The sequence below is a fragment of the Desulfoluna sp. CYM3A genome (assembly GCF_056829965.1).
On sequence record NZ_CP186556.1, the window covers coordinates 686254 to 711961 of the forward strand.

General features: G+C 60.4%; 31 protein-coding genes, 3 pseudogenes and 2 riboswitches. All 34 genes and pseudogenes read left to right on the forward strand.

The features are described from left to right. The first annotated feature begins 46 nt into the window (after positions 1-46). The 34 genes and pseudogenes from larE (at position 47) to ACOYW1_RS03790 (ending at position 25679) form a co-directional block, all read left to right on the forward strand. The gene (larE, locus tag ACOYW1_RS03625; protein ID WP_482421692.1) at positions 47-523 is read left to right on the forward strand and encodes an ATP-dependent sacrificial sulfur transferase LarE; all 477 of its coding nucleotides are present in this window, start codon (positions 47-49) and stop codon (positions 521-523) included. A gap of 15 nt (positions 524-538) precedes the next feature. Next, a complete protein-coding gene (locus tag ACOYW1_RS03630) occupies positions 539-853 on the forward strand; it encodes an adenine nucleotide alpha-hydrolase family protein (RefSeq protein ID WP_482421693.1) in 315 nt (104 codons plus the stop codon). 155 nt (positions 854-1008) lie between these two features. After that, positions 1009-1782: a LytR/AlgR family response regulator transcription factor gene (locus ACOYW1_RS03635; protein ID WP_482415233.1), complete on the forward strand. Its 774-nt coding sequence runs from the start codon at positions 1009-1011 to the stop codon at positions 1780-1782. Between the two features lie 357 nt (positions 1783-2139). Next, positions 2140-3072, forward strand: a complete 933-nt coding sequence (locus ACOYW1_RS03640; RefSeq protein ID WP_482421694.1) for a LytS/YhcK type 5TM receptor domain-containing protein — start codon at positions 2140-2142, stop codon at positions 3070-3072. An 18-nt stretch (positions 3073-3090) separates the two neighbouring features. Continuing rightward, a complete protein-coding gene (locus ACOYW1_RS03645; RefSeq protein ID WP_482421695.1) occupies positions 3091-3525 on the forward strand; it encodes a sensor histidine kinase in 435 nt (144 codons plus the stop codon). Between the two features lie 61 nt (positions 3526-3586). Next, a complete protein-coding gene (locus ACOYW1_RS03650) occupies positions 3587-3919 on the forward strand; it encodes a hypothetical protein (protein WP_482421696.1) in 333 nt (110 codons plus the stop codon). A 138-nt stretch (positions 3920-4057) separates the two neighbouring features. Then, positions 4058-4519: a carbon starvation CstA family protein gene (locus ACOYW1_RS03655; protein WP_482421697.1), complete on the forward strand. Its 462-nt coding sequence runs from the start codon at positions 4058-4060 to the stop codon at positions 4517-4519. Continuing rightward, on the forward strand, positions 4411-5478 hold the full coding sequence (locus ACOYW1_RS03660; protein ID WP_482421698.1) for a carbon starvation CstA family protein: 1068 nt from the start codon (positions 4411-4413) through the stop codon (positions 5476-5478). Before ACOYW1_RS03655 ends, ACOYW1_RS03660 begins: the two co-directional genes overlap by 109 nt. 131 nt (positions 5479-5609) lie before the next feature. After that, a riboswitch (cobalamin riboswitch) is annotated at positions 5610-5817 on the forward strand. A 248-nt stretch (positions 5818-6065) separates the two neighbouring features. Beyond that, positions 6066-6302, forward strand: a riboswitch (cobalamin riboswitch). A gap of 187 nt (positions 6303-6489) precedes the next feature. Then, positions 6490-6756, forward strand: coding sequence for a hypothetical protein (locus ACOYW1_RS03665; RefSeq protein WP_482421699.1), 267 nt, complete (start codon positions 6490-6492; stop codon positions 6754-6756). 56 nt (positions 6757-6812) lie between these two features. Next, positions 6813-7382, forward strand: coding sequence for a sirohydrochlorin cobaltochelatase (locus ACOYW1_RS03670; protein ID WP_482421700.1), 570 nt, complete (start codon positions 6813-6815; stop codon positions 7380-7382). Next, positions 7268-7786, forward strand: coding sequence for a sirohydrochlorin cobaltochelatase (locus ACOYW1_RS03675; RefSeq protein ID WP_482421701.1), 519 nt, complete (start codon positions 7268-7270; stop codon positions 7784-7786). Before ACOYW1_RS03670 ends, ACOYW1_RS03675 begins: the two co-directional genes overlap by 115 nt. Positions 7787-8041: 255 nt before the next feature. Further along, complete coding sequence (locus ACOYW1_RS03680) at positions 8042-9121, forward strand: FecCD family ABC transporter permease (protein ID WP_482415238.1); 1080 nt, start codon at positions 8042-8044, stop codon at positions 9119-9121. A 2-nt stretch (positions 9122-9123) separates the two neighbouring features. Continuing rightward, positions 9124-9921 (forward strand): ABC transporter ATP-binding protein, encoded by a 798-nt coding sequence (locus ACOYW1_RS03685; RefSeq protein WP_482421702.1) that lies wholly within the window; start codon positions 9124-9126, stop codon positions 9919-9921. A gap of 44 nt (positions 9922-9965) precedes the next feature. Beyond that, on the forward strand, positions 9966-10847 hold the full coding sequence (locus ACOYW1_RS03690) for an ABC transporter substrate-binding protein (RefSeq protein WP_482421703.1): 882 nt from the start codon (positions 9966-9968) through the stop codon (positions 10845-10847). A 79-nt stretch (positions 10848-10926) separates the two neighbouring features. Beyond that, positions 10927-11484 (forward strand): annotated as a pseudogene (locus tag ACOYW1_RS03695) (nucleotide-binding protein); the annotation flags it as partial. A gap of 128 nt (positions 11485-11612) precedes the next feature. Next, positions 11613-12239: a hypothetical protein gene (locus ACOYW1_RS03700; protein WP_482421704.1), complete on the forward strand. Its 627-nt coding sequence runs from the start codon at positions 11613-11615 to the stop codon at positions 12237-12239. Continuing rightward, positions 12236-12858 (forward strand): annotated as a pseudogene (locus ACOYW1_RS03705) (precorrin-8X methylmutase). The gene ACOYW1_RS03700 and the pseudogene ACOYW1_RS03705 overlap by 4 nt, the downstream one beginning before the upstream one ends. 339 nt (positions 12859-13197) lie before the next feature. Then, complete coding sequence (gene cobI / locus ACOYW1_RS03710; protein ID WP_482421705.1) at positions 13198-13917, forward strand: precorrin-2 C(20)-methyltransferase; 720 nt, start codon at positions 13198-13200, stop codon at positions 13915-13917. 1 nt (position 13918) lies between these two features. Further along, positions 13919-14215 (forward strand): hypothetical protein, encoded by a 297-nt coding sequence (locus tag ACOYW1_RS03715; RefSeq protein WP_482421706.1) that lies wholly within the window; start codon positions 13919-13921, stop codon positions 14213-14215. A 12-nt stretch (positions 14216-14227) separates the two neighbouring features. After that, positions 14228-14452, forward strand: coding sequence for a hypothetical protein (locus ACOYW1_RS03720; protein WP_482421707.1), 225 nt, complete (start codon positions 14228-14230; stop codon positions 14450-14452). Continuing rightward, positions 14424-14960, forward strand: a complete 537-nt coding sequence (locus tag ACOYW1_RS03725; RefSeq protein ID WP_482421708.1) for a hypothetical protein — start codon at positions 14424-14426, stop codon at positions 14958-14960. The genes ACOYW1_RS03720 and ACOYW1_RS03725 overlap by 29 nt, the downstream gene beginning before the upstream one ends. 25 nt (positions 14961-14985) lie before the next feature. Next, a complete protein-coding gene (gene cbiD / locus ACOYW1_RS03730) occupies positions 14986-16026 on the forward strand; it encodes a cobalt-precorrin-5B (C(1))-methyltransferase CbiD (RefSeq protein ID WP_482421709.1) in 1041 nt (346 codons plus the stop codon). A 406-nt stretch (positions 16027-16432) separates the two neighbouring features. Continuing rightward, positions 16433-17044, forward strand: a complete 612-nt coding sequence (locus ACOYW1_RS03735; protein WP_482421710.1) for a hypothetical protein — start codon at positions 16433-16435, stop codon at positions 17042-17044. Continuing rightward, on the forward strand, positions 17019-17282 hold the full coding sequence (locus tag ACOYW1_RS03740; protein WP_482421711.1) for a hypothetical protein: 264 nt from the start codon (positions 17019-17021) through the stop codon (positions 17280-17282). Before ACOYW1_RS03735 ends, ACOYW1_RS03740 begins: the two co-directional genes overlap by 26 nt. Beyond that, the gene (gene cobM, locus ACOYW1_RS03745; RefSeq protein ID WP_482421712.1) at positions 17282-18226 is read left to right on the forward strand and encodes a precorrin-4 C(11)-methyltransferase; all 945 of its coding nucleotides are present in this window, start codon (positions 17282-17284) and stop codon (positions 18224-18226) included. The genes ACOYW1_RS03740 and cobM overlap by 1 nt, the downstream gene beginning before the upstream one ends. 290 nt (positions 18227-18516) lie before the next feature. Then, positions 18517-19458, forward strand: coding sequence for a cobalt-precorrin 5A hydrolase (locus tag ACOYW1_RS03750; RefSeq protein WP_482421713.1), 942 nt, complete (start codon positions 18517-18519; stop codon positions 19456-19458). 26 nt (positions 19459-19484) lie between these two features. Beyond that, a complete protein-coding gene (gene cobJ / locus ACOYW1_RS03755; protein ID WP_482421714.1) occupies positions 19485-20225 on the forward strand; it encodes a precorrin-3B C(17)-methyltransferase in 741 nt (246 codons plus the stop codon). A gap of 263 nt (positions 20226-20488) precedes the next feature. Next, positions 20489-21010 (forward strand): cob(I)yrinic acid a,c-diamide adenosyltransferase, encoded by a 522-nt coding sequence (locus tag ACOYW1_RS03760; protein ID WP_482421715.1) that lies wholly within the window; start codon positions 20489-20491, stop codon positions 21008-21010. Between the two features lie 186 nt (positions 21011-21196). Continuing rightward, positions 21197-21997 carry a cobyric acid synthase gene (locus ACOYW1_RS03765; protein WP_482421716.1) on the forward strand — a complete coding sequence of 267 codons (801 nt, stop codon included), beginning with the start codon at positions 21197-21199 and terminating at the stop codon, positions 21995-21997. Next, entirely contained in the window at positions 21889-22698 is an 810-nt protein-coding gene (locus tag ACOYW1_RS03770; protein WP_482421717.1) for a hypothetical protein, read from the forward strand. The genes ACOYW1_RS03765 and ACOYW1_RS03770 overlap by 109 nt, the downstream gene beginning before the upstream one ends. Further along, the gene (gene cobU, locus ACOYW1_RS03775) at positions 22699-23223 is read left to right on the forward strand and encodes a bifunctional adenosylcobinamide kinase/adenosylcobinamide-phosphate guanylyltransferase (protein WP_482415251.1); all 525 of its coding nucleotides are present in this window, start codon (positions 22699-22701) and stop codon (positions 23221-23223) included. It begins immediately after the preceding gene. Positions 23224-23243: 20 nt separating this feature from the next. After that, positions 23244-23600, forward strand: a pseudogene (locus ACOYW1_RS03780) (adenosylcobinamide-GDP ribazoletransferase); the annotation flags it as partial. 55 nt (positions 23601-23655) lie between these two features. After that, positions 23656-23970 (forward strand): adenosylcobinamide-GDP ribazoletransferase, encoded by a 315-nt coding sequence (locus ACOYW1_RS03785; RefSeq protein ID WP_482423651.1) that lies wholly within the window; start codon positions 23656-23658, stop codon positions 23968-23970. Positions 23971-24602: 632 nt separating this feature from the next. Then, the gene (locus ACOYW1_RS03790) at positions 24603-25679 is read left to right on the forward strand and encodes a threonine-phosphate decarboxylase (protein WP_482421718.1); all 1077 of its coding nucleotides are present in this window, start codon (positions 24603-24605) and stop codon (positions 25677-25679) included. Positions 25680-25708 lie beyond the last annotated feature (29 nt).

A 25708-nucleotide genomic window follows, 5' to 3' on the forward strand; every position in this document is an offset into this window, starting at 1 on the left:
AAAGTTGTAAACAATTGTAAACCATTTTGGTGGAGTCAGGACCCCTGTGAATCGCAGTACAACAAAGTATGAATCCCTTTTAAATCGCCTGAAAACATACGAATTCATGGCGGTGGCTTTTTCTGGGGGAGTGGACAGTACACTGCTTTTGAAAGCAGCGGTAGATACCCTGGGACAGCGGCGGTGGCGTTGGGCTCCCCCTGTGCACTCGCGTCGTGAAATCGAAGCGGCCAAGGCCTGTGCCAAGGCACTGGGTGTCCGGCATATCCTTTATGATCCCGGTATGCTGGAGGATGAGGATTTTCTGGGGAACACACCCTTGCGATGTTATTATTGTAAACGCCGTATGTTCACGCAGATGAGTAATGAAGCGAAGGCCCTGGGGGTGAGCAATGTAGTGCATGGGGTGAACTGCGATGACCTGGGGGACTACCGCCCCGGTCTCAAGGCCGCGGAAGAGCTCGGTATCGGTGCGCCCATGGTGGATGCGGGGCTCTATGATCCAAGATGCGAGAAACTGTAAGCCCTGGGGCTGTCTGTGGCCCGCAAACCAGCCATGAGCTGCCTGGCAACGCGTATTCCCTACGGAGAGAAGATTACGCGGGAGGCCCTTGCCATGGTGGAGGCTGCCGAGGCGGCCCTGGACGATTTGGGGTTTTCACACTATCGGGTGCGGCACCACGGGACCGTGGCCAGGATCGAGTTTTCCCAGGAGGACCTGCGGCGTGTGTTTGGCCAGGAGTTGATGGCGACGGTGGTTGCCGCGGTGAGGCAGGCAGGGTATCTCCATGTGGCCGCCGACCTGGAGGGCTATAGCCAGGGCCGCATGAATCGAGTGTTGGAAGAGAGCTGAAATACGGCCAGGTTGTGTGGCACGGCATGGCGGGAGTCGCCCGGCGATATCCCGCTTTTTTGCGTTTTGAAGGGCCTTGTGCCTGTTTGACGTGTTGCCTTCTGGATGTATATAGTGGCAATGCGATGTGCGTCGGCGCTTACATGGGAGGGGGTATGGAAATTCGATGTCTGGTGGTGGATGATGAGCAGCCTGCCGTGGACGAGCTGGCTTACCTGTTGTCGGGGTTGCCGGATGTCACCGTGGTGGGGTCGGCCAACTCCGCCAAAGAAGCGGTGGAAAAGATCGGCACCTTGAAGCCGGATCTGGTTTTTCTGGATATCAACATGCCGGGTCACACCGGGTTTCACGTCATTGAAGCCTGCGGCGACCTGCACAAGGCGCCTCTGTTCATCTTCTGCACGGCCTATGACCAGTACGCGGTGAAGGCATTCGACGAGCAGGCCGTGGACTACATCCTGAAGCCCTTTTCCATGAAGCGCGTGGCCAAGGGTGTTGGGCGGGCCAGAGAGCGGCTGGAGGCGGAGTCTTCGGCTCCGGGTGATGAGGTGGCAAGGCTGCTGGAGGCTCTGGGCGCCAGGCCGCCCCATGTGGTACGCCTGTCCGTGGAGAGCCAGGGGCGCCTGTTGCTCCTGGATCCCGATGAGGTGATTTTTTGCCGGGCCGAAGAGAAACGGGTGCGGGTCTTTACCCATGACGGCGACTACATCTCCCACGGCGCACCCACCCTGGATCGCCTCGAAGAGCTGGTTGCAGGCTACCCCTTCTATCGCGTTCACCGCGCCAGCCTGGTTCACCTCAAGCACATCCGCGAAGTCACCAGCTGGTACAACGGCAAGTACCTCCTCGTCATGGACGACCCCGCCGCCAGCGAGGTGGTGGTGAGCCGAAACCGTGTCAAGGGCCTCAAGGAGAACCTTGGGCTCTGAGTCCCTGTCGTTCCAGCCCCCGGAAAAGTCCCCGCATCTCCAAAAAACGACCGGTATCTATGAAACCCTGGCACCCAGGTGTCGGTGCGGTCTACGGTTGAGGTAGATTGAGGAAGCCGGCTCCCCTCCGGCGGGTCGCTTTTTTGAAAAAACTGCACAAAACGTACTAATGCACCAGTTCTTCGTTTTGATCGCCCCCGGGGCGATCAAAACAAAAACAGGGGCTGATACCGAGAACCGTCTGAATTGTTCCGGCGTATGTTTAAAACGATGATCTAAGACCTGTTTGTTAAACTTTTCAAAGGCTTGACTCTCGGCGGGGCCGTCGGAGGCTTTTTTAAAGGAGAATACCCGAACGTGGATGTATCCATCACCCATCTGTTGATCACCCTCATAGAGCACCTGGGCCTCACCGTGGCCGCGGCCTTTCTCATTTTGAACATGGGGGCGGCGGGCAAGACCTTTCTGGGGAAGCACCCCTGGGTGGAGAAGGCTGTGCTGACCTGCTTTTTCGGCCTGTTTGCCATTCTGGGCAACTACGGGTTCGATCCGGTCCACGACGCCTTTGCCAACCTAAGGGCCATGGCCGTGGTGACGGGCGGGCTTTTCGGCGGCCCCTGGGTGGGGCTTGGGGCCGGTGTTATTGCAGGCGGGCATCGCTTCCTTATTGATATCGGCGGGTTTACTTCGGCACCTTGTGCCACGGCCACGCTTTTGGAAGGTGTGGCCGCAGGGCTTTTGGCCGGGTGGTACGGCTCGCGGGTGATGAACTGGAAGGTGGCCTTTGGTCTGGGGGTGGCCGGAGAGTCCATGCACATGGGGCTGGTGCTGTTGTTTGCCAAGCCTTTTTCCGAGGCCGTGGACCTGGTGCGGCTCATTGCCGTGCCCATGATTTTAGTCAACTCTGTTGGGGCGGCCTTTTTTGTGGAGCTGATCAAGGGGCTCTTTCGGGAACGTGAGCGGCGGGAATCCCGCCAGGTGCAGCAGATCCTGGAGATCGCCAACCTCACCGTGGGGTATCTGCGCGCAGGGCTTGGGCGAACAGCAAAAAGACGGCTGAGATCATTTTCCGACAGGTGGACGTGGCGGCTGTTGCCATCACGGACACCACCCATGTGCTGGCCCACATGGGGGTTGGGGCGGATCACCACATTGCCGGTGAACCCATCCGCACCGCCGCCACCGGCATGGTTCTGGACGACGGGCTGCCCCTGTTCCGGCACACGAAGCGGGAGATCGCCTGCCCCCACCATGGCTGCCCCTTCCATCACGGCATCATCGTTCCTTTAAAGAAGGGGGAGGACCATCGTGGGGACCCTGAAATTTTACGGTACCCGGGAAAAACCTCTGGACAAGGTCCATTTTCAGACCGCCCGGGGGCTTGCCGTGCTGTTCTCCACCCAGTTGGAGCTGGAAGACATCCAGATCCAGGCCCGGATGCTGGCCTATGCGGAGATCCGGCGGCTCCAGGCCCAGATCAACCCCCATTTTCTCTTCAACTCCCTTAACACCATCGCCAGCTTCTGCCGGACCCGGCCAGACCGGGCCCGGGAGCTGATCCTGGACTTGTCCAGCTACATGCGCCGGAACCTTGACCAGAGCAAGGGCTACATCACCGTCCAGGAGGAGCTGGAGCAGGTGGAGGCGTACCTGGCCATTGAGCAGGCCCGCTTCGGCGACCGCGTCTCCTATCGGGGCTTATGTGAGGAGAAGGTGACAACTGGCCGATCCCCGCCCTGGTGATCCAGCCCGTGGTGGAAAATGCCGTCAAGCACCAGGATGGCCCAAGGAAAAGGGGGGCACGGTGACTGTTTCCATTGACTGTGATGCAACGCTTCTCACGGTGCGGGTAACCGACGATGGCGTGGGAATGTCCGAGGAGACCGTGGGCCGTCTGTATAATCCCGAGGAGCTGGCCGCGGCCGGTGAGGGCATCGGGGTGCGGAACACCATTCCACAGGCTCCGACGAATCTACGGCCCCTCCTGCCGCATGGTCATCGAGAGCACCCAGGGCCAGGGCACGGAGGTCTCCTTTTCCATCCCCCGAAACCACCCTCCAGCCCGTCCCTGACCTCCCTTTTTGAAAGCTCTCTGGCCGCCCCTTTGGGCGGCCATGTTGTTTCGGCACCCTCCTGATGCATTCCATCCCCGAAAAACGACATGGGCCGTTTCGAGCGTGGCGTATCCCCTTTTTATTCCGCTACAACAGCAGGTGTGAAAGAGGAACCGCCCCACGGGCGATCAATGCGTTTTGTCATGGAGGTCATTTAGATTATGCTTACTTTTTTTGCGTGCGTCGCTGCACTGATTCTCGGGTACTTTACCTACGGTACCTTTGTTGAAAAAACCTTCGGGCCGGACAGCTCCCGAAGGACCCCTGCCTACGAGCTTGAGGACGGGGTGGACTACATGCCCCTTCCCAAGTGGAAGGTGTTGTTTATTCAGGTCCTGGACATTGCCGGGATCGGCCCCATTTTCGGCCCCATCCTGGGGGCACTCTACGGTCCGGTGGCCCTGGTCTGGATTGTCATTGGCTCTGTTTTTACGGGGCAGTCCAGCTTTCCGGCATGCTCTCCATGCGGAACCGTGGGGGCAGCATCCCCGAGGTGGTGGGCGACTTCCTCGGCATGCCCGCACGACAGGCCATGCGGGTATTCTCCGTGGTGCTCCTCATGCTGGTGGGCGTTATTTTCGTTCTGGCCCCGGCCAAGCTTCTCACCGGGCTCACCGGCGTGAACACCCAGATTTTTATCTTTGCCATCTTCGGCTACTACTTTCTTGCCACCATCCTTCCCATCGACAAGGTCATCGGAAAGATCTATCCCCTGCTGGGCGCCCTGCTGCTCATCACCACTGTTGCCACTGTGGTGGCCCTGATGTTCGGTGGCTATGAGATCCTGCCCAACCTGGATGACCGCCAGCACGCCATCCTGCGAACAAGCCCATCTGGCCCCTGCTGCTTCATTACCCTTTCCTGCGGTGCCATCAGCGGCTTCCACTCCACCCAGTCTCCCTTGATGGCCCGGTGCGTCAAAAACGAAAAGGACGGCCGCGCTGTCTTCTACGGCGCCATGATCCTGGAAGGCATCATCGCCCTGATCTGGGCCACCGTGGGGCTCTCTTTCCGGTTGCCGGAAGCCCTGAACGCCGTGATTGCTGCTGGGACTCCTTCAGCCGTTGTCTCTGAGGTTTCCAATGTCCTTCTTGGGCCTGTGGGTGGCTTTCTGGCGGTTATCGGGGTTATCGTTCTGCCCATCACCAGCGGGGACACCGCTTTCCGAAGCACCCGCCTGATCCTGGCTGAGTCCTTTAAGGTGAGCCAGTCCCAGACCGCCAAGCGGCTCATGATCGCCGTGCCCCTGTTTGCCCTGGGCTTTGTCATCTCCACCCAGAACTTCGGGATCATCTGGCGCTACTTCGGGTTCTCCAACCAGGCCCTGGCCACTCTGGTTCTCTGGTCCGCCGCTGTGTTCCTTGCCAAGGAGATGAAGAACTACTGGATCGCCTGCCTGCCGGCGACCTTTATGACCTCTGTGGTGGTCACCTTTATCCTTCAGGCCAAGATCGGCTTCGGGCTCTCCATCGGAACCTCCACCGTCATCGGTGTGGGTACCGCCGTGGTACTTCTGTGTCTCTTCGTCTTCAAGTTCTCCGGCGTACGGGCAGCGAAACGTGCCGACGGGCTTGCTGAATAAGCACTGCCCGTGAAGGAATTTTCCGTCATGTTCCCTGTCCGGTGCCATCGTTCGGAATTTTGCGGTAGGCCGTCGGGCAGGGATGGGGCACGGGCCTTAGATTGGCTTGACAACCGGAAAAGTGTGGCTTAGGATCACATCCTATGCTTGGTGCAGCTAATGCTTAATAGGGAACTCCGTGAGAATCGGAGACGGGCCCGCCGCTGTAACCGGGGACGTCCTTCGCAACAACGCCACTTTCTTGATGCGTCCGAAGTGATCGGGTCGAACAATGAGGGGAAGGCGCGAAGGTACGGATGATCCGGAAGTCAGAAGACCTGCCATGCGCTATATGATGTCCCGTTGTCTGATGTTTTCGTCATATCTCCACCGTGGTGAGAGAGGCGGCCTGAAACAACAAAAGCCGCCTGAACACGGGGATTGAATCATATAGAAGTGGCGCACTGCCGTGGTAAAGGGTGCGCCCGACTTTGAGGATTGAATACGGAATCCCCATGCTTGCATACGATTGCAGGCATGGGGATTTTCTTGTTTGGAAGACCCGAAAATCTGTCCCCGTCACGGCGGCCGATTTTCGTGTGAGTACGTGACCGGGTCCCCGCAAGGGGTCTTGCATACACGCAGGAAGGGAATCCCGTGAAAATCGGGAACGGTCCCGCCGCTGTAACCGGGAACCGTACCAGGCACGGATCGGGGTATATGCCTCTTATCCATAAGCCACTGCCCGCTGCTGGCCCTCCTTTTCAGGCCGGCGGCAATCAGGGCGGGAAGGTGAGCCGTTCGGAAGGCCCGGGAGTCAGAAGACCTGCAGCAGGGTGAAGAAGACGTGATGCTTTGGGTGCGGCATGCCGCATCACAAAACACCCCTGCGGAGAACAGGGGAACCGCGTGATGAAAAGGGCGAAGCAAACAGGGAACAGCCCTTTTTCGGAGATGGTCGGACCGGAGGGGCTGTGCAAGGAGTCAGCCGGGCTCCGGTCCTTTGTAAATGATCAGTTTATAAAGGAGCCGATGATGAAAAAAGGCATGATTCTTTGTGTGCAGGGGCAGCTACCCGAAGGCGTTGCCCCGGATGACCTGCTTAAGGGCGGCCATCTGTCCTTTGACGTGGACAAGGTGGCCGTGGTCTCTCCCCTGGACGGAGAAGGAGACATCCATTGGGCATGGTGGCGCATGATATCCAAGGGGTTTACCTCGATTCAGTGCCGTATGGCCGGGTATGAAAAGGGGCGTATTGCTTTAAAAGGAGGCAGCGTTCCCATCTGGTCCATCGGTTGAATGCCTGGGTATCATATTTAATAAATACACCTGTTACGTACGGAGATTTAAAAACGATGAAAAAGACGACCCTTCTGCTTTTGATTGTATCACTGCTGTCCTTTCTGGGTGTAAATCCCGCCACGGCAGCCATCAAAAAAGAGGCGGTGGACGCCGTGGTTATTGCAAGCTTCGGCACCAGCTACCCCGAAGCCCTTCAGGCCATCCTCACCATCGACAAAGAGATGAGAAAAGAGTTCCCCAAGGCGGAGATCAAGCACGCCTTTACCTCCAACATCATCCGGGGCATCTGGCACGACCGCGCCGATGACGCCGCCTGGAAAAAAGCCAACCCCAACGTTCCTGCGTGGCTGTATGACGTCAAAGGCCCCCTGGCAACCTTCGGTGCCCTTCAGGAAGAGGGCAAAAAGCGCGTGGTGGTACAGACCACCCACGTCTACGCCGGGGAAGAGTACCTTGATCTCAAGGCCTATGTGGACGCAATTGCAGGCATCGACACCCTCCGTGCCAAGTGGAAGCCCTTCTCCTACATGACCATCGACCGATCCGCCTGGGCAAAGCCGGGTTGCACCCCGAGTACCGCAATGACATTGAAACCGCCGCCAAGACCATGGCCGCGGATGTGAAAAAGGCCAAAAAGATGGGCGCTGTCCTGGTCTACATGGGCCACGGCAACGAGGTGTTCCCCACCAGCGCGTACATTGAATTCCAGAAGACCATGAATGCCATGTACCCTGAGGTCACCACCCTGGTGGGGACCGTGGAGGGCTACCCCGGCCTCGATGACGTCACCACCGCCCTGAAGCACATCAAGGCCAAGAAGGTCTTCATGAAGCCCTTTATGGTGGTTGCCGGTGACCATGCCAGAAACGACATGGCCGGCGACGAAGACGACGCATGGAAGACCGTTATGGAGAAGATGCGTATCAAGGTGACCTGCGAACTCAAAGGCCTGGGCGAGAACCCCGAGTGGGCCAAGCTCTACGCAAAGCATGCCGTGGACGCGGTAACGGTTCACACCGGCAAGTAGTTTTTTATGGTTTGGTTGCCTCCGACCCTGCCGGAGGCTAAACTTTTAATCCGCCTTCGCCCAAGGGCTACGGCGCGACATGAAAGTTTAACAAACAGGTTTTAAAAACCCTTTTTGGGTGAGTTTTGCTTTAAAGGCGGATGTGATTTGACCCGAGGAACGAGGGGCAAAACGCATCCGCAACCTGCTTTCAAGGTGGCACACCTTGCCGCCGGAGGTTTTCGCTGAACCCAAACGTCATTCGAAAGGCCCCCTATGACCATCGCCACGGAGTCCATGAGGAAAACAAAACCCTCCCTTGCCCTGATGAAAGGCTCGGCAGGGTTGGTGTGCTTGTGCGCGCTCCTTTTCTGCGCGGTGCTGCTTTCGGCCCGCATGGGGTTTGTGGCGTTTTCTTTTAAGGACGTCCTTGGGGCCCTCTGGAACGGGATCACCGGCACGGACGGGGCCACGGCAGCGGCTGAAACAGCCCGGGTCATGGTCTGGGAGGTAAGGCTCCCCCGCATCCTCACGGCGGCAGCCGCAGGGGCCGGGCTGGCCGTGGCAGGGGCCGTCTACCAGAACATTCTGCTGAATCCCCTGGCCGACCCTTATACCCTGGGCGTCTCTTCCGGTGCCGCCTTTGGCGCGGCCGTAGCCCTTCTCTTCGGCATGGGCAAGACCCTCTTGTCCGTTCCCCTCTTTGCCTTCGGCGGCGCCATCCTCACCCTGTTTATCGTCATCGCCATGGCCTCACCGTCGGGGCGGCTGCTTCGGTGTGGCATCGACTCTTCCAACCTCATCTTATCGGGCATCATGGTGTCGGCCATCCTCTCGGCGGGTTTGAGCTTCATGAAATACCTGGCCGACGAGCAGGTGTCCGTCATCATCTTCTGGCTCATGGGCAGTTTTGCCGCGGCCACCTGGCGTGATGCCGCTGTGCTTTCCGGTGTTTCCGGGGCCGGGTTTCTTCTCTTTCTCTTCTACGCCCGGGACCTGAACCTTCTGGCCCTGGGCGAAAAAAGCGCCCGAAGCCTGGGGGTGGATACCTCCAAGACGGTCCTTATCCTCCTGGTGGCCGCGTCCCTTGTGGCGGCGGTCTGCGTGGCGGTCTCCGGCATTATCGGTTTTGTTGGGCTTCTGGTGCCCCATATGGTGCGGTTTGTCACCGGGCCGGATGCCCGGAAGCTTCTTCCCGCAACCCTTATCATTGGGGCGGTTCTCCTGCTTTTTGCCGACACCGTGACCCGTGCGGTGCTACCATATGAAGTGCCCATCGGGGTGCTCACGGCCCTCATCGGCGGGCCGGTGTTCTGCGTGATCTTTCGAAAGAGCCGCATGGGAGGGGGGGCATAAGTATGACGGACAGCGAGCTCCACATGGAGGGGATTTCGTTTAAGCGCGGCAGGCGAGAGGTGCTTAAAGGCGTTGACGCTCATTTTGAGAGGGGCGTGTTCCACGCCATCCTAGGGCCCAACGGGGTGGGAAAGAGCACCCTGGTGGAAATTTTGAGCGGACAGATGGACCCCGATGCCGGGACCACCTCTCTTTTCGGGACCCCGGTCCGCAAGCTGTCGGCCCGCAAGGTGGCCCGGCAGGTGGCAGTGGTGTCCCAGAGCCATGAAGTACGTTTTGCCTTTTCCGTGCGGGAGGTAGTGATGATGGGCAGGCACCCCCACATCGACCGGTTCAGCTCTCCGTCGGAACACGATTTCAAGCTGGCGGACGAGGCCATGGCCGTGGCCGATATCCGTCACCTGGCCGACCGCCCCGTCACCGAGGTGAGCGGGGGAGAGCGCCAGAGGACCCTTTTTGCCCGGGCCCTGGCCCAGGATACGCCTGTGCTGATCCTGGACGAGGCCACCAGCAACCTGGACATGAAACACACCTTGAGCCTTCTTTCCGTGGTGCGGGAGAAGGTGAAACAGGAAAACCGATGCGTTGTGGGGGTGTTTCAGGATATCAACACCGCCGCGCTCTTCTGCGACCGGTTCCATTTTTTGAAAGAGGGGCGCATGGCCGTGTCCGGCTCCGTGGAGGAGACCCTCACCCCCGAGACCCTCTGGGAGGTGTTCGGGGTCAGGGCTCGGGTCATGACAGACGAGGTGACCCGGAGCCGTCAGGTGCTCTTTGATGCGGGAGGGTTCCATGGGTAGAACTCTTCCTTCGCATCCTCTGTTTTTGCCTTGTGGCCGGGTTTATGGCACCTGTAGCCGATGCCGCCCGGATCACCGACGCATCCGGTCAGGTGGTGACCTTCGACAAGCCGTTTACCCGAATCATCTCCCTTTACAGCGCCCACACCGACAACCTCCTGGCCATGGGGGCTGCAGATGTCCTTATCGGCGCGACCAAGAGCGACGGGGCAGCAGATCTCCCCCGGTTCTCCTACCACGACGGCACCGAGCGCTTTTTGGCCGCTCGCCCAGACCTGGTGCTGATCCGCCCGATGATCGAGCGGGGCTACGGCAGGCTGGTGTCCAGCCTCAAAGCCCGGGGAATCACCGTGGTCTCCCTGCAACCCGGCACCGTGGACGAGATGATGGATTACTGGGTGGCCCTGGGCCTCCTTAGCGGACACGAGGCCGAGGCCCGGGTCCTGGTGTCGGCATTTGAATCAGAGACCCGCCGTATCCACGAGGTCACCCGGATGGTACCGGAAAAGCGGATCGTTTTTTTCGAGGCCATGCACGGCAAGCTGCGCACCTTCTCCAAAGGCTCCATGGCCGCCTGGGCCCTGGAGCTGGCAGGGGGCGTCAACGTGGCCGAAGACGCCGTGCCCTCCAAGGGCAGCAACATCGCCATTTACGGCAAGGAGCGCCTTCTGGCCAAGGGGCCGGTGATCGACGTCTACCTGGTGCAGCAGGGCCGCATGAACCGCGTCACCCGGGAAGAGATCGAAAAGGAACCGGGCTTTTCCCTGATTCGGGCCGTGCGAAAGGGCGAGATCCACTTTGTGGACGAGGCACTGGTTTCAAGGCCCACACCGGCCCTTCTGGAAGGGGCACGGCGCATCGGGCAGATTTTATACCCCACTCTTTTTGAACCGAGCACACAAGGACTGGCAACGCATGGGCAGTAAGGCGACTTTCGGCAAAGCAGGTTTTCTCATCGGGGGCACCTCCAGCGGCAGCGGCAAGACCACCCTGTCCCTGGGCATCATGGCGGCGCTGAAGCGGCGCGGGTATGATGTGGCGCCCTTTAAGGTGGGGCCGGACTACATCGACCCGGGCCACCACCGGCGGGTGACGGGCCGGGCCTCCCGGAACCTGGACGGCTGGATGCTCAGCCGGGACTATTGCCGGGATGCCTTTTCTCGCTCCATGGCCCAGGCAGACCTGGCCGTGGTGGAAGGGGTGATGGGGCTCTTTGACGGCTTTTCCGGCACGGACGAGGCCGGGTCATCGGCCCAGATGGCCAAGTGGCTTGGGCTTCCCGTGATCCTGGTGGTCAACGCCGCCAGCATGGCCCGAAGCGCCGCCGCCCTGGTCACCGGCTTTGAAAACTTCGACCCCGAGCTCAATTTCCTGGGCGTGGTCTTCAACAACATCGGCAGCAAGAGCCACCTCACCTATCTCACCGAGGCCCTTTCGGTCCACAGCGACATGCCCTGCCTGGGCGGGATTCCCCGGGATGAGGCCCTGAGGATTCCCGAGCGGCACCTGGGCCTTGTCACCGACGAAGAGCACGTACTCTCCGGCACCGAAACCGATCACCTGGCCGACACCGTGGAGGCCCACATCGACCTGGATCTTCTCTTGGAGCGGGCCGGGGAGCTTTCGCTAAGCCAAGAAGAAACCCAAAGGGGCCACCCCAAAGCGCCCAACCCGTCAAGATTGGCGTGGCCATGGACAGCGCCTTCTGCTTCTACTACCCGGACAATCTCGAGACACTCGAAAAAGCAGGGGCCACCCTGGCCTTTTTCTCGCCTCAAGGAGCCGAAACCCTTCCCGAAGGGATCAGCGGCATCTACTTCGGTGGGGGCTACCCCGAACTTTTTGCCGAAGCCCTGAGCGGAAACACCGCCATGCGAAGTGCCGTCAAAGCCGCCGCCGATGCCGGAATGCCCGTCTACGGCGAGTGCGGCGGGCTCATGTACCTCTCCGAGGCCATCACCGATTTTAAGGGGCGTCGCTGGGAGATGACCGGCTGCCTGCCCCTGGAGACCCGCATGCAGGAGAAACGCTGTGCCCTGGGCTATCGGGAGATTACCCTGAAAGAGACCTCCCTGCTCGGCCCGTCCGGCACCATTGTGCGGGGCCATGAGTTTCACTATTCCAAACCCGTGGGGGAGCCCAAGGCAGACCGGATCTACCGGGTCACCCCGCGTACCCATCGCACCCTTCCCGATGAAGGGTATGTCAAGGGCAATACACTGGGCAGCTACGTCCACCTTCACTTCGGAAGCTCTGCCGGGGTAGGGGAGGCGTTTGTGGCCCGCTGCAACGCGTACAAGGAGTCAACGACACGATGAAACCCCAGGAGATTGAAGACCTGAGCTTCAAGATTATCGGAGAGGAGGCCGGTGACCACGGCTTCTCCGATGCGGAGTGGCCCATTGCCCGCCGCGTGATCCATACCAGCGCCGATTTTGAATACGTCGAGAGCCTTCGCTTTCACCCCGAGGCTATTGAACGCGGCATCGCCGCCATTCGTGGCGGAAAGCCCATCTTTACCGATACCAACATGGCCCTGTCCGGGATCCGCAAAATGGAGGTGGGCTCCTTCGGGGGAAGCGTGACCTGCCTGGTGGCCGATCCCGAAGTGGCTGCCACCGCCAAGGCCGGGGGCATCACCCGGGCCAAGGCCGCTGTGGATGCCGTGGCAGATCACCTCGACGGGGCCATCTACGCCGTGGGCATGCTCCACCGGCCCTGCTTCGCCTGTTGGAGCTGGTGCGGGAAGGGCGCATCAAGCCCGCCCTCATTGTTGGCTTTCCCGTGGGGTTTGTGAACGCGGCCGAGTCCAAGGCCGAGCTCCTGGAGACCCCTGGGGTTCCGTACATCACCAACGTGGGACGAAAAGGTGGCTCCAACGTAGCCGCCGCTGCCGTCAACGCTCTGGCCATCATGGCGGCATCCCAAGGGGCTTAGCGATGTAGTGAGGCAGTGAGAAAAAAATCTGCGTCGGCCCCTTGAGGCCATGCCCCAACCAGGTGACACGACCACGCCTTGCCGCGCCGGGCAAGGTGATACTGGCGTGTCATCGGCATGGAACGAGGCGACGGCGCCGATTGATCCATAGAAGCTTTCATCACAGCGGACAGGAGGAGTTGGATGCTGCGTGCAGCGCGTTTAGGGGCGTTTCTGTCAACTGTCAACCCTGCTATGATGAAAGATGCGGCACGTGCCGCTTTAAAACAGTCGGTGTTTCAGGGTTGGGAGGGCCCCATCAACCGCCTGAACAGCAGGCGGATACCGAGGTAGTTAGTTATGTCTGAGAACAGAGGCACGCTTTTTGGCATTGGCGTAGGTCCGGGAGATCCCGACCTCATCACCATGAAAGCCGTCAAGGCCATGCAAGACGTGGATGTCATCTTCACGGCATCCTCATCCAAGAACAGCTTCAGCCTGGCGGTTGAAATCGCCAGGCCCCACCTCCCCGAGCATCTGGAGGTGGAGATCCTCCCCTTTCCCATGACCAGCGAGCAGGACGTCACCACCAAAGCGTGGAAAGAGAACGCCGACCGCATCGCTGAGGTTCTGAGCACCGGGAAAAACGCAGCCTTCCTCACCCTGGGCGACCCCCTGACCTACTCCACCTTCGGGTACATCCTCCAGTACATGAAAGCCGACCACGCGGAGTGCCCCGTGGTCACCATCCCCGGCATCACCTCCTTCCAGGCCGCCGCGGCCCGCATCAACACACCCCTTGTGGAAGCCGAAGAGTCCCTTGTGATCACTTCCGGCGCCTACGGGGGCGAACACGTCCGCAGGGTCGCCGCCACTTCCGAGAACGTGGTGCTCCTCAAGGCCTATAAAAACGTGGACGACATCGCCGACGCCCTTTCCGACAGCGGTCTGATGGAGAACAGCTGCGCCATCAAGAAGTGCGGCCGCGAAGGCGAAGAGATCATCTGGAATGTGGGTGATCCTCTGCTTGATTACTGGACCCTCATCATCGCCAAGCAGAAGAACGGGCTGGCAAACTGACATGGCCGGAAATCGCAAGGGAAAAGGCAGCGGTAAAGCGCTGGCGGTCTCCCTGGGCGTAACGGCAGCCATGATCGCAGCAGGGATTGTCTGGATGGACGGGGTCACCCCCCACGTGGTGACCCGCGTCTTCAAGCCCCTGCTGCGCCTGATCTGCTTTATCTCCCTGGGGCTGGTCGCAGGCCAGGTCATCGAATCCACCGGGTGGACGCGCTACCTTGCCAAGGTGGCCGGGCCGCTCTTTCGGTTCGCGGGCCTGGGGGAGCGCTGCAGCGCGGCCTTTACCACGGCCTTGTAGGCGTCCAATTCCATGCTCTACGGCTTCTACAAGGACGGTACCATCAGCCGCAGGCAGCTCTTCATGGCCAACTTCCTCAATCAGTTCCCGGCCTATTTTCTTCACCTGCCCACCACCTTTTTTATCGTGATTCCCTTGGTGGGCAAGGCAGGATTGGTCTACTTCGGCCTCACCTTCACGGCACTTCCTGCGCAGCGGGTTTCTCCTGGTGCTGGGCCATGCCATACTGGACGGTGAAAAGGGCGGAACCGAAGAGGTTGAGGGCAAAGAGCCTACGGCCAAGGGGTGGGATGCGGTGAAACAGGGCATCCGAAAGCGCTTTCCCAAACGTGTGGCTACCATCATCACCTGGGTGATTCCCATCTACGTGGCGGTCTTTTTCGTGCATCGCCTGGGCTTTTTCGACTTCATGAACGAAGCCCTGGCACACCTGGCCGTCTCCAGGATCATGCCCGTGGAATCCCTCTCCGTGGTGGTGCTGGGTTTTACCGCCGAGTTCTCCTCCGGCTTTGCCGCGGCAGGCGCTTTGCTTGATGCCGGGGTCCTCACCGTCAAACAGACGGCCCTGGCCCTTCTCATCGGCAACATCATCGCCTTTCCCATTCGGGCCGTCAGGCACCAGCTGCCCCGGTACGCAGGTATCTTCTCCCCGGTCATGGGGACCCAGATCCTGCTGATCGGCCAGTTCCTGAGGATATTCTCGTTGATGGTCACAGGGGTTCTCTATTACTGCCTTGTTCCGTAAGAGAGACCCGTTAGGTTTTCTTAATATGGCAAAAAAACGAACATTACGAAGCGGGTTCACCACGGGAACAGCCGCAGCCGCGGCCGTAAAGGGGGCCTTAAGCCTCCTGTTTACCGGCGTGTGCCCGGAGACGGTCCGCATCGCGTTTTTAAGCGAAGGCCATGTGGACATTCCCCTGGTCTCCTGCCACATGGACGGGGAGACCGCGGTATGCACCGTCATGAAAGACGGCGGTGACGACCCGGACATCACCCGAAACGCCATCATCGGCGCGCGGGTACGACGGGACGATGCCGCCGAAGATTCCCTGGCCATTTGCGGGGGGCAGGGCGTGGGACGGGTCACCCGGCCCGGCCTGGAAGTCCCGGTGGGCCAGGCTGCCATCAACCCCGGCCCGGTGAAAATGATCCGCGCGGTCGTGGAGATGCTCAGGGCCGAAACCGGGGAGTCCGATCCCCTGGTCGTTGAGATTTTTGTCCCCGACGGCGAGGAGATGGCCAAAAAGACCCTCAACAGCCGCCTGGGCATCGAAGGCGGGATCTCCATTTTAGGTACCACAGGCATTGAGCGGCCCCTTTCCCACGAAGCCTATGAAGCCACGGTGCGCTCTTCCATCAAGGTGGCCAAGGCCATGGGGGCCCACAGCGTGGTCTGTACCACCGGCCGACGCAGCGAGCGCTTTGCCATGGAGGTGTTCCCGGAACTTGCCGAGGCCTGCTTCGTGCAGATCGGCGACTTCTTCAAAAGCTCCATGGAGACGGCCGGGGACCAGGCCGTGGATGTGATCCTGGCCGTTTTTTTCGGCAAGGCCGTGAAAATGGCCGCAGGCATTCCCCACACCCACGCCGCCAAGTCCGACCTGAACCTTCGGTTCCTGGCCGACCTGGTGGAAGAGATGGTGGACGATCCCGCGCTGGTGGCCAAGGTGGCCGCATCCAACACGGCCGGGCTCCGCCGCCGCCGTGGAACCCTGTCCTCAGGTGGTGGATCGGGTTGCCGAGCTGGCCGCAGCCTCTGCCGCAAGGTTTGCCGGAGGGACGGTCACGGCCCGGTGCCTGATTTTTGACTTTGACGGAAACGTGGCAAGCGACAGCCGGAAGGAGACGGTATGAACCAGTCCATTACGGTCATGGGATTCGGCCTGTCGGAGAGGCAGGACCCTTGAGGCTTCCCTGACGCTGATTTCGGATGTGGACGCGCTGGTGGAGGAAGCCACTCGGCGGAGCTGGCCTTTCCCGACACCTCCGCTGAAAAAATCGTCATCCAGGGCAAGATGTCCGATGTTCTGGACCGCCTGGAAGCGAAGGTGTCCCAGGGCAGCAAGGTGGTGATCCTCGCCTCGGGGGACCCCTTGTACTACGGCATCGGCTCCCTGGTGACCAAGCGCTTCGGTGCCGACGCCGTGGGCGCACCGATGTTGCTGTTGCCGGGGGCCTTTTCCTGTTCTTGGCTCTGCCCTGCAGGACGCCGGGGTGGTGAGCCTCCATGGCCGGGGCCTTTCCCCCGAGACCCTGAAGACCCTTCTGGCCCACGACAAGACAGCGGTGTTCACCGACCTTACGAACAGCCCGGACAGCGTGGCCGCCCGGTTCCTGGAACAGGGCGTCACAGCCCGCGCCTGCCATGTGTTCGAGGCCATGGGCACCCAGGACGAAAAACACACCGAAGCCACCCTGGAAGGCATTGCCGCGGGAACCTTTTGCGATCCCAACATGATGGTCGTCCTGGGGGCCGCCCTTGCCGAGCCGCCACAGGCCATCGGCCTGGGCATGCCCAGCGAGGCCTTTGCCCACCAGCGCGGCATGATCACCAAGCCCGAAGTGCGGGCTGTGACCCTGGCCAAGCTCGGGCTCGAAGGTCACCAGGTGCTCTGGGACCTGGGGGCCGGCAGCGGCTCGGTCTCCATCGAAGCCTCCCGGTTCGTGCAGGTGCGCGGCCTAGCAGAAACCCGAGCGCGTGGCAGACATCCGAACCAACATCACGCGCTACGGCGCAACAAACATGACGGTGACGGAAGGTGCCCTTCCCGATGCCGCACAGGATCTCCCCGACCCGGACGTGGTCTTCATCGGAGGCGGCGGTAAAAACCTGGACGCCATCATCCGCATGGCCTCAGATCGCATGGGAGACAACGCACGCATGGTGGTCAACACCGTGCTCCTCCAGAGCCTCGGCACCGCCGTGACCACCCTTGAAGACGAAGGGTTCAATGTGGAGGTGCTGCACATGAATGCAAGTGTCTCCACCACCGTGGCCTGGGACATGATGCTCAAAGGAACCAATCCGGTCTTTATCGTCACCGGAATACGAGGAGAAGGTTGATGATGAACGGACCACATCCTATCTCAATCTTTACCGGGGCAGGCCCCGGCGACCCCGAACTTATTACCGTCAAGGGCAAACGAAGCCTGGAAGAGGCCGACCTCGTGATTTTTGCAGGGTCCCTCGTCCCCGAGGAACTCCTGGTCTGGACCCGGGAAGGCTGCGAATGCCTGAGCAGCGCCTCCATGGACCTCGACGGCATGGTGGAGAAGATGGCCGAAGGCCACCGGGCAGGCAAAAAGGTGGTGCGCCTCCACACCGGCGACCCCTCCCTGTACGGTGCCATCGACGAGCAGATGCGCGACCTGGACAAGCTGGGCGTCCCTTACACCGTCATTCCCGGCGTCACTGCAGCCTTCGGGGCCGCCGCCGCCATGAAGATGGAGTACACCCTCCCCGAGGTGACCCAGACCCTGATCCTCACCCGCGCCGAAGGCCGCACCCCCGTGCCCGAAGGCGAAACCCTGGACGCCCTGGCCTCCCACGGCGCCTCCATGGCCATCTACCTCTCCAGCGCCCTGGCGGAAAAAGTCTCCAGCCAGCTGGCCGCCCACTACGGGGAAGAGTCCACCTGCGCCGTGGCCTACCGCGTGAGCCAGCCCGATGAGAGGATCATCTACACCACCATCGGTAAACTGCCCGAGACCATGAAAAACGAAGGCATCCGAAAAACCGCCCTCATCATCGTGGGCAAAGGCGTGGGCGACCAACGCCGCCAAATCAAAACTCTACGACGCCACCTTTACCCACGAATACCGGGACGGGGTGGAAAAGGCGTAAAAAGAGAGAAGGGCAAAAAAAGGAACCTTCGGTGGAGAGGGCGAGCCCTGCAACCCCAGGTCGCGATGCTCCCCGCCTCTCGTCCTCAGGCCGATCACATTCGCTTACGGGCTGCGCCCGTGGTGGCTGCCGAGGACAGGGGGCACTCTTCGGTATCTGGATGATTTCGTTTCCAGGCTCCGCCTGGGAATGCTCCACGGAGGCTCTGCCGCCACCGACGACGTGGATGATCGCGCACGCTGCTGCTTTTGACACCGGCAAGGCGCTTCGCAGCCCACACTCCCAGGCAGAGCCTGGGAGCGAGAAAAAGGCCTCTGGTCGCTGAAGGCATGCTTTTGAACTGATTGTTACCATAAGAAGGCGGAAATGGTGCTAATTGAATGGGGAAATCTGGGCTGTCACGGAAAGGCGCGCACCTGGGCCAGAGGTTGGGTGCTGCCCTGGGCGGCGAGCTGTGCCTGCCGGACAAGCCCTGGGCATCCGGGTTTCCCTCTATGGTGTGCACCTGGCACCCTCCCTTGGGGAGGGGATCGCAGCCGGGTTCCACGGGGCTGGCGGCCATGTGTTTGTCATGGCAACGGGCATCGTGGTGCGGATGATCGCGCCCCTTTTGAAGGGTAAGGCCCAGGACCCGGCGGTGGTGGTCATGGACGAGGCGGGGTGCTTTGCCGTGAGCCTGGTGTCCGGTCACATCGGCGGGGCAAACCGCCTGGCGCAGGAAGCTGCGGCGGCTGTGGGCGCGGTGCCGGTCATTACCACGGCCACCGACACCCACGGCATTGCCTCGGTGGACGGCGTGGTGTCCGAACGGGGGCTGGTGGTGGAGAACCCGCCTGCCATCAAAGCCGTGAACATGGCCCTGTTGGAAAAGAGAAAACCCCTGCTCTGGGACCCCATGGGGATCTATGCCGACATGGCGGATCTCTATGTCCCGGCCGGAGAACGGGCTGAAGCCGATGTGGTGGTGGACTGCTCGTCGGACCCGGCAAAAGAGGGGGCCCTGGTGATCCGGCCCAGGCGCGTCACCGTTGGGGTGGGGTGCAACCGGGGCACCGATGTGGAAGAGATCCTGGAGGGTGTTGAAAAAGCGTTTCAGGCGGGGGGGCTTTCCCCTTTGTGCCTGAAGGCCATGGCCTCCATTGACGTAAAAGCCGATGAAGAGGGAATCCTTAAGGCCGCCGAGCGCTTAGGGGTGTTCCTCTCGTTTTATACCAAGGACCAACTCAGCGGTACCGAAGGGGTGGTGACCCCTTCGGCGGCCGCTTTAAAACACGTAGGAACGGTGAGTGTATGCGCAAGCACAGCGATCCACAGTGTAGGATGGATCCTTGTGGTGCCCAAGGTGAAGGGGAAAAATGTAACGGCGGCGCTGGCAATGGCGTCCTCTACATTATAGGCATCGGCCCCGGCAGCGTGGATCACATGTCCATGCGCTGCGTGGACGTGATCAAAGGCGCGGACGTCATCGCCGGGTACACCGTCTACGTGGATCTCATCAAAGAGTTCATGGACGGCAAAGAGGTGATCGCCACCACCATGAAAAAAGAGGTGGACCGCGTCAAGGCCGCCGTGGAGACGGCCCTTACCGGCAAGAAGGTGGCCCTGGTCTCCAGCGGGGACCCCGGCATCTACGCCATGGCAGGGCTGGCCCTTGAGATCATCAAGGAAAAAGGGGTCTCTGCCCGTCGTCCCGGCTGCGGCACCCCGGAAGAGGGCGACCTCACCGTGGAAGTGGTGCCCGGCATTCCGGCCCTCTCATCAGGCGGCTCCCTGTTGGGCGCGCCCCTGACCCACGATTTTGCCTGCGTCAGCTTAAGCGATCTCCTCACCCCTTGGGAGCTCATCGAAAAGCGCCTCAACGCCGTGGCCGAGGCCGACTTTGTCATGGTGATCTTCAACCCCAAGAGCAAGAAGCGTAACTGGCAGCTGAACAAGGCCCAGGAGATCGCCCTGAAGCACCGCAGCGGAGACACCCCCGTAGGCATTGTCAAGAGTGCCATGCGGGACGCCCAGGATGTGACCATTGTGCCCCTGAAGGACCTGCACGAAGCCGATGTGGACATGCTCACCACCGTGTTCATCGGCAACAGCGCCTCCGAAGGGTACCTCGACTTTATGTTTACCCCCCGGGGCTACGGAAAGAAGTATGATCTGAAATCATAACGTTACCATCCAGCTTCTCAACGGTGTCCTGCATGCTTATAGGTGCTGCGCACCGCCGAAGAACCTAATTATCATGAATCCCTAATGTCGAGAAGGATTTCACGCAGCATGGACATGACAAAAGATGCTGGTTTTTCAGATATATGGTGCGCAAGCGCACCCTACGGGATGTCACAAAACAAGCGGAGAAGGTCATTCCGGCCGTTTGAGGGATATTGGCTGAATCGTTACATCTTAACCGACAGGAACCCATGAGGCGAACCATGGAAAAAGGGTACATCCAGGTCTACACTGGCAAAGGCAAGGGCAAGACCACGGCAGCCATCGGCTTGAGCGTCCGGGCGGCCGGAGCCGGGTTCAAGGTGCTCATCGCCCAGTTCATGAAGCAGGGAGATTACTCCGAGATCAAGGCCCTGGAGCGGTTTGACGACCTGATCACCGTGCGTCAGTTCGGTGCCGGAGGCTGGGTCAAGGGCAAACCCTCGGACAAGGAGAAGGCCCGGGCCCGGGAGGGGTACAACCTCGTGAAAGAGGCCCTTTCAACCGGGTCCCATGACGTGGTGGTCATCGAAGAGGGCAACCTCGCCGTCAAGTACGGCCTCATCACCCTGGAAGAGATGCTGGGCCTTATGGAGATGAAGCCCCACGGCACCGAGCTTGTCATCACCGGGCGCTACGCCCACGACGAGGTCATGGCCCGGGCCGACCTGGTGTCTCAGATCGAGCCCGTAAAGCACTATTTTGCTGACCAGGGCGTCAAAGCCCGTGTTGGCATCGAAAAATAGCAGGGGCGCAGGCGGTGAATGACGTTTTGAATGTATGAAATATCCGGGGTAGGGCTTAAACAAAACATGAACAGACAAGTCCGCACGCCACACTGCCGCTGTGATTTAACCCGAGGAACGAGGGTTAAAGCGCAGCGGAAACCAGCTTTCAAGGTGGCTCACCTTGCCGCCGGAGGCATTTTTTGAATGAAAAAAGCTGACGATCAGAAGAAGTTGGCCCGCTGCATTGCCGTGTTCGGCACGGGCTCGGACGTGGGCAAGAGCGTGGTGACCACCGGACTCTGCCGGCATTTTGCCGAGCAGGGGCTCAAGGTGGTGCCCTACAAGGCCCAGAACATGTCCAACAACTCTGGAGTGACCCCCGAGGGGCTGGAGATGGGGCGTGCCCAGATCATCCAGGCTGAAGCCGCGGGCGTGGTGCCCTCGGTGCTGATGAACCCGGTGCTGCTGAAGCCCACCGGGGAGACCGGCTCCCAGGTGGTGCTCATGGGCAAGGTGGACGGGGATGAATCCGCCGCCGCCTACCACAAGAAAAAGGAGCGGTACTTCAATGTTGCTGCCGAGGCCCTGGATCGTCTTCGGGAAGAAAACGACCTGGTGATCATGGAAGGGGCCGGTTCCTGTGCCGAGGTCAACCTCATGGACGGGGACATCGTGAACTTCCGCATGGCCGACTACGCCGATGCCGACGTCATCCTCGTGGCCGATATCCATCGGGGCGGGGTCTTCGGGCAGGTGGTGGGAACCCTGGCCTGCCTGCCGATCAGTTGCCAGTGCCAATCGGTGGAGGTGGTGCCACGACCGCGTCCGGCGGAAACCCCCGGTTTCAGGACGGCTGCGACTGGATCGAGGCCAAAAGCGGGAAACCTGTTCTCGGGGTGCTGCCCTGGTACACCGATTTTCACATCGGCTCCGAAGACTCGGTGGTCATCGAGCAGCCCAAGGGGCGCTCGTCCCTTTCGGGCACCAAGCCCGCAGGGGCGGTGATCCGTCTTCCCTTTATCTCCAATTTTACCGATTTCGAGCCCCTGATGCAGCGGGATGAGATCGAACTCTGCTACCTGGATCGCCCCTGCGATCTGTCGGAGTTTTCCTTTGTCATTATTCCCGGCTCCAAAAACACCCGAAAGGACCTGGCCTGGCTCAAGGATACTGGCTGGGACGCCCGCATCAAGGCTTTTTCCGGTAACGGGGGGCATGTGGCAGGCATCTGCGGCGGCTACCAGATCCTGGGGGAGAAGATCGAGGACCCCCAGGGCGTGGAAGGCGCGGCGGGAACCGAAGAGGGCTTGGGGCTCCTGCCCGTTGCCACGGTGATGAAGGCGCCCAAGACCACCACCCTGAGCCGCTTTACCTACAAAGGCATCGAGGGCAGCGGCTACGAGATCCACATGGGAACCACCTCCCGCCACGGCGGAGACCCCCTGGTGGAGGTGCTTGAGCGCAACAGCGAACCCGCAGGGGACCACGACGGCTGCATGCCCGTCCTGGAAAGGTTCTTGGAACCTACATGCACGGCATCTTCGACCTCATCGTGGACTCCTGGCTTACGGAGATCGGCATCGAAGCGCTCCACAGCCGCAGGGGGTCTCGACGCCCGCCAGGAAGCCTACGGCAGGCTTGCCGAACACACACGAACCCACCTGGCCATGGATGCCATCAACACCATGGCGAAAGGAGAGGCCTGAATGGGCTCCTTTACCTTTGTCACAGGGGGCTGCCGGAGCGGAAAGAGCTCCCACGCCCAGAAATTAGCTGAGTCCCTTGCCTCGGACAACCGACTTTACGTGGCCACCCTTCAACCCATGGATACCGAAATGGAGAGGCGTGTCACCGATCATCAGGCCCAAAGGGACGACTCCTGGTACACCATTGAAGAGCCCTACGACATCGTAAGGGTCATTGAAGAGGAGCAGGACAGGGCCGAGGTGATCCTCGTGGACTGCATCACCCTCTGGGTGACCAACCTCTTTATGGCCGAGCAGAGCGAAGAGGAGATCTTGGGGTTTGTGGACGAATTTGCAGAAGCCGCCGCAGCCTCCAAGGTGCCCGTGGTGACCGTCTCCAATGAGGTGGGCATGGGTATCGTCCCGGACAACACGCTGTCTCGCCAGTTCCGGGACATTCAGGGCGCGGCCAACCAGCGCCTTGCCGCACGGGCCCACAAGGTGGTCTTTACGGTCTCCGGGATTCCCATGACGGTGAAGGGGTGAGCATGAAGATCAAGGAATACATGCTGGATCTGAAGTCGGCCCTGCAGTTTTCCACCATTCTTCCCGTGGGCGCGGGCAATGTGTTCCGTCCCGTGGGGCAGGTGGCCATGTTTCCCGTGGTGGGGCTTATCCTGGGCGGCATCCTCGCCTTTACGGACGCTATTCTTTCCCATATCTGGCCCCCCATGGTGGTGGGGATTCTGGACACAGTCCTGCTCATGGTCCTCACCGGCGGGTTTCATCTGGACGGTCTGGGGGACACGGCCGACGGCCTCTTCAGCCACCGCCCCAAAGAGCGGGTCCTGGAGATCATGAAGGACAGCCGCAGCGGCGCCATGGGCGTTCTGGCCATGATCGCCATCCTCTCCATGAAGTGGGCGGGCCTCGCCTCCATGAGCGCACCCGGCTGGAGCCGGTCCTGCTGCCATTGCCATCCCCGCCCTTGCCCGGGGCAGCCAGATTTTCGGCATCGGCCTTCTTCCCTACGGTCGCAAAGAGGGCACCGCCCACGACCTCTTCGGGGACGTGCCCCTGGCAACGCGCCTCCGGTTCATGGTCATCCCTGTGCTGCTGACCCTGTGCACCGGCGGTCGGGGCGTGATGGTGCTTCTGGTCTATGCAGCCATCACCGCCGTGCTCCTTGCCTGGTACAAGAAAAAGATGGGGGGCATCACCGGCGATATGCTGGGCGCCATGACAGAGATCTCCGAAGGGTTTCTCTTTGTAGCCGCCGCAGCAGCGCTTTAAAAGCATGCCTCCGGCGGCCAGGTGGGGGCACCTTGAAACCCTGTGGCGAATGCATGGAGTCAGGCATCATGCAAACGGTTTCGGGGCATTCGCGTGATGTTTGACATTGGGCAACCATTTTTGCGGGAGAGGCCCATTTCATTCTTTACCAAACCCGGTGGGGCATAGGGGACTATTCTGGCTTTCAGGCTCCGCCATGTTGGTGTGAATCATAGCGGCACATTGCATATAATTTTCAGCGTGAAGCGAGTTCAATCGTGGAGGCAGAGTCTCCGTCTATCATTCCCAGGCGGAGCCTGGGAACGAAAGAAAATGACTGAGGATATCGTTATCCGTGCCTTTTCAGGTCATTCGCTTAGGGGGGCGTCCGCCAACCGGTGTTACCGGGGACACCCGTGTCATTATGGAGCGCCGCACTCCGGTGCGGCTTTTTTATCCGTCGTTCCCCGCGTCCTGCACACAGGAGTGCGTCTCACATACGACGATCAAGGCGCATTCGCAATCTGGGGCGATCCACTGGCCGCAGGAGGCCTTGCTTTTGACTTTTTGATTTTTACAGGGTGTGCCTGACGGGCCATTCGGGCGATATTTAGAAAAGAATGAAAATCCATGAAAAATAAGGAGTTCGGGTTATGATAATCGGTCATGGAGGCAACATCTACAAGCTGGCGAAGGATCTGGGGGTGACCCCTTCTGATATTACCGACATGAGCAGCAACCTGAACCCTCTGGGGCCGCCTGAAGGACTCATGGAGCATCTGGCGTCCAAGCTCTCTACCATTGTCAGCCTGCCCGAGGTGGATGCAGGGCATATCAAGGAGCTGCTTGCGGAAAAGTACGGTATTTCGTCTTCGTCCATCCTGGCCGGTAACGGCACCACCGAATTCATCTATGCCATCCCCAGGGCCCTTGGGACCAAGCGGGCCCTTATTGTGGGGCCCACCTACGCGGACTACCGTGATGCCTGCGAGATGTACGGGGCAGAGGCGGATTTTCTCCTCACCCGCAAGGAAGACAGGTTTGCCATGGACACCATGGACATTGCCGAAGCCGCAGACGGCTACGACACGGTGTTTCTCTGCAATCCCAACAACCCCACGGGCACCATGGCCACGCCCGAGGCCATCAAGGCCATGGCAGAGTCCCGGCCCGACATTCGGTTTGTCATCGACGAATCTTACCTGCCCTTTGCCTGCGACGCCTACGGCCAAAGCGTGGCCCGTTACGGCCACGCCAACGTGGTGACCTTGAACTCCATGAGCAAGGTATTCCGCATCCCAGGCCTGCGCGTGGGCTTTCTTATGGCCCCTGAGGCCATCATCGCCGAGTTTTCCAAGTACGTGCTTCCCTGGTGCGTCAACGCCATGGCCCAGGCTGCCGTGGATTTTATCCTCTCCGGCGGGGAGGCCATCGACACCTTTCTGGAAGAGACCCGCACCTACGTCAAAGGCGAGAAAGATCGGTTTGTGGCTGCCCTTGATGCCATGGACGGGATCACTCCCTACGGCGCGGAAACCTATTTTGTCATCTGCGAGCTCACCGGCGAGAACACCGCAGAGGGCCTCTGGGCCGCCCTGGCCGAAGAGGCGTTCCTGATCCGGGACTGCACCAACTTCATCGGCATCGAAGGCGAGTTCGTCCGGTTCTCCCTTAAAGACAAAGAGACCAACGACAGGCTCCTCGGGCTGCTGAAAAAGCATCTGAAGTAAGCTGGCGTGTAAAACATAAAAAAAGGTGC

What these genes read in the sequence shown, in the direction of transcription:
- ACOYW1_RS03635 (WP_482415233.1), top strand. Translation starts at nt 1,009, where the DNA reads ATGGAAATTCGATGTCTGGTGGTGGATGATGAGCAGCCTGCCGTGGAC.
- ACOYW1_RS03655 (WP_482421697.1), top strand. Translation starts at nt 4,058, where the DNA reads ATGCTTACTTTTTTTGCGTGCGTCGCTGCACTGATTCTCGGGTACTTT.
- ACOYW1_RS03660 (WP_482421698.1), top strand. Translation starts at nt 4,411, where the DNA reads ATGCCCGCACGACAGGCCATGCGGGTATTCTCCGTGGTGCTCCTCATG.
- ACOYW1_RS03665 (WP_482421699.1), top strand. Translation starts at nt 6,490, where the DNA reads ATGATGAAAAAAGGCATGATTCTTTGTGTGCAGGGGCAGCTACCCGAA.
- ACOYW1_RS03670 (WP_482421700.1), top strand. Translation starts at nt 6,813, where the DNA reads ATGAAAAAGACGACCCTTCTGCTTTTGATTGTATCACTGCTGTCCTTT.
- ACOYW1_RS03680 (WP_482415238.1), top strand. Translation starts at nt 8,042, where the DNA reads ATGACCATCGCCACGGAGTCCATGAGGAAAACAAAACCCTCCCTTGCC.
- ACOYW1_RS03685 (WP_482421702.1), top strand. Translation starts at nt 9,124, where the DNA reads ATGACGGACAGCGAGCTCCACATGGAGGGGATTTCGTTTAAGCGCGGC.
- ACOYW1_RS03690 (WP_482421703.1), top strand. Translation starts at nt 9,966, where the DNA reads ATGGCACCTGTAGCCGATGCCGCCCGGATCACCGACGCATCCGGTCAG.
- ACOYW1_RS03700 (WP_482421704.1), top strand. Translation starts at nt 11,613, where the DNA reads ATGGACAGCGCCTTCTGCTTCTACTACCCGGACAATCTCGAGACACTC.
- cobI (WP_482421705.1), top strand. Translation starts at nt 13,198, where the DNA reads ATGTCTGAGAACAGAGGCACGCTTTTTGGCATTGGCGTAGGTCCGGGA.
- ACOYW1_RS03715 (WP_482421706.1), top strand. Translation starts at nt 13,919, where the DNA reads ATGGCCGGAAATCGCAAGGGAAAAGGCAGCGGTAAAGCGCTGGCGGTC.
- ACOYW1_RS03720 (WP_482421707.1), top strand. Translation starts at nt 14,228, where the DNA reads ATGCTCTACGGCTTCTACAAGGACGGTACCATCAGCCGCAGGCAGCTC.
- cbiD (WP_482421709.1), top strand. Translation starts at nt 14,986, where the DNA reads ATGGCAAAAAAACGAACATTACGAAGCGGGTTCACCACGGGAACAGCC.
- cobM (WP_482421712.1), top strand. Translation starts at nt 17,282, where the DNA reads ATGATGAACGGACCACATCCTATCTCAATCTTTACCGGGGCAGGCCCC.
- cobJ (WP_482421714.1), top strand. Translation starts at nt 19,485, where the DNA reads ATGTCCATGCGCTGCGTGGACGTGATCAAAGGCGCGGACGTCATCGCC.
- ACOYW1_RS03760 (WP_482421715.1), top strand. Translation starts at nt 20,489, where the DNA reads ATGGAAAAAGGGTACATCCAGGTCTACACTGGCAAAGGCAAGGGCAAG.
- ACOYW1_RS03765 (WP_482421716.1), top strand. Translation starts at nt 21,197, where the DNA reads ATGAAAAAAGCTGACGATCAGAAGAAGTTGGCCCGCTGCATTGCCGTG.
- cobU (WP_482415251.1), top strand. Translation starts at nt 22,699, where the DNA reads ATGGGCTCCTTTACCTTTGTCACAGGGGGCTGCCGGAGCGGAAAGAGC.
- ACOYW1_RS03790 (WP_482421718.1), top strand. Translation starts at nt 24,603, where the DNA reads ATGATAATCGGTCATGGAGGCAACATCTACAAGCTGGCGAAGGATCTG.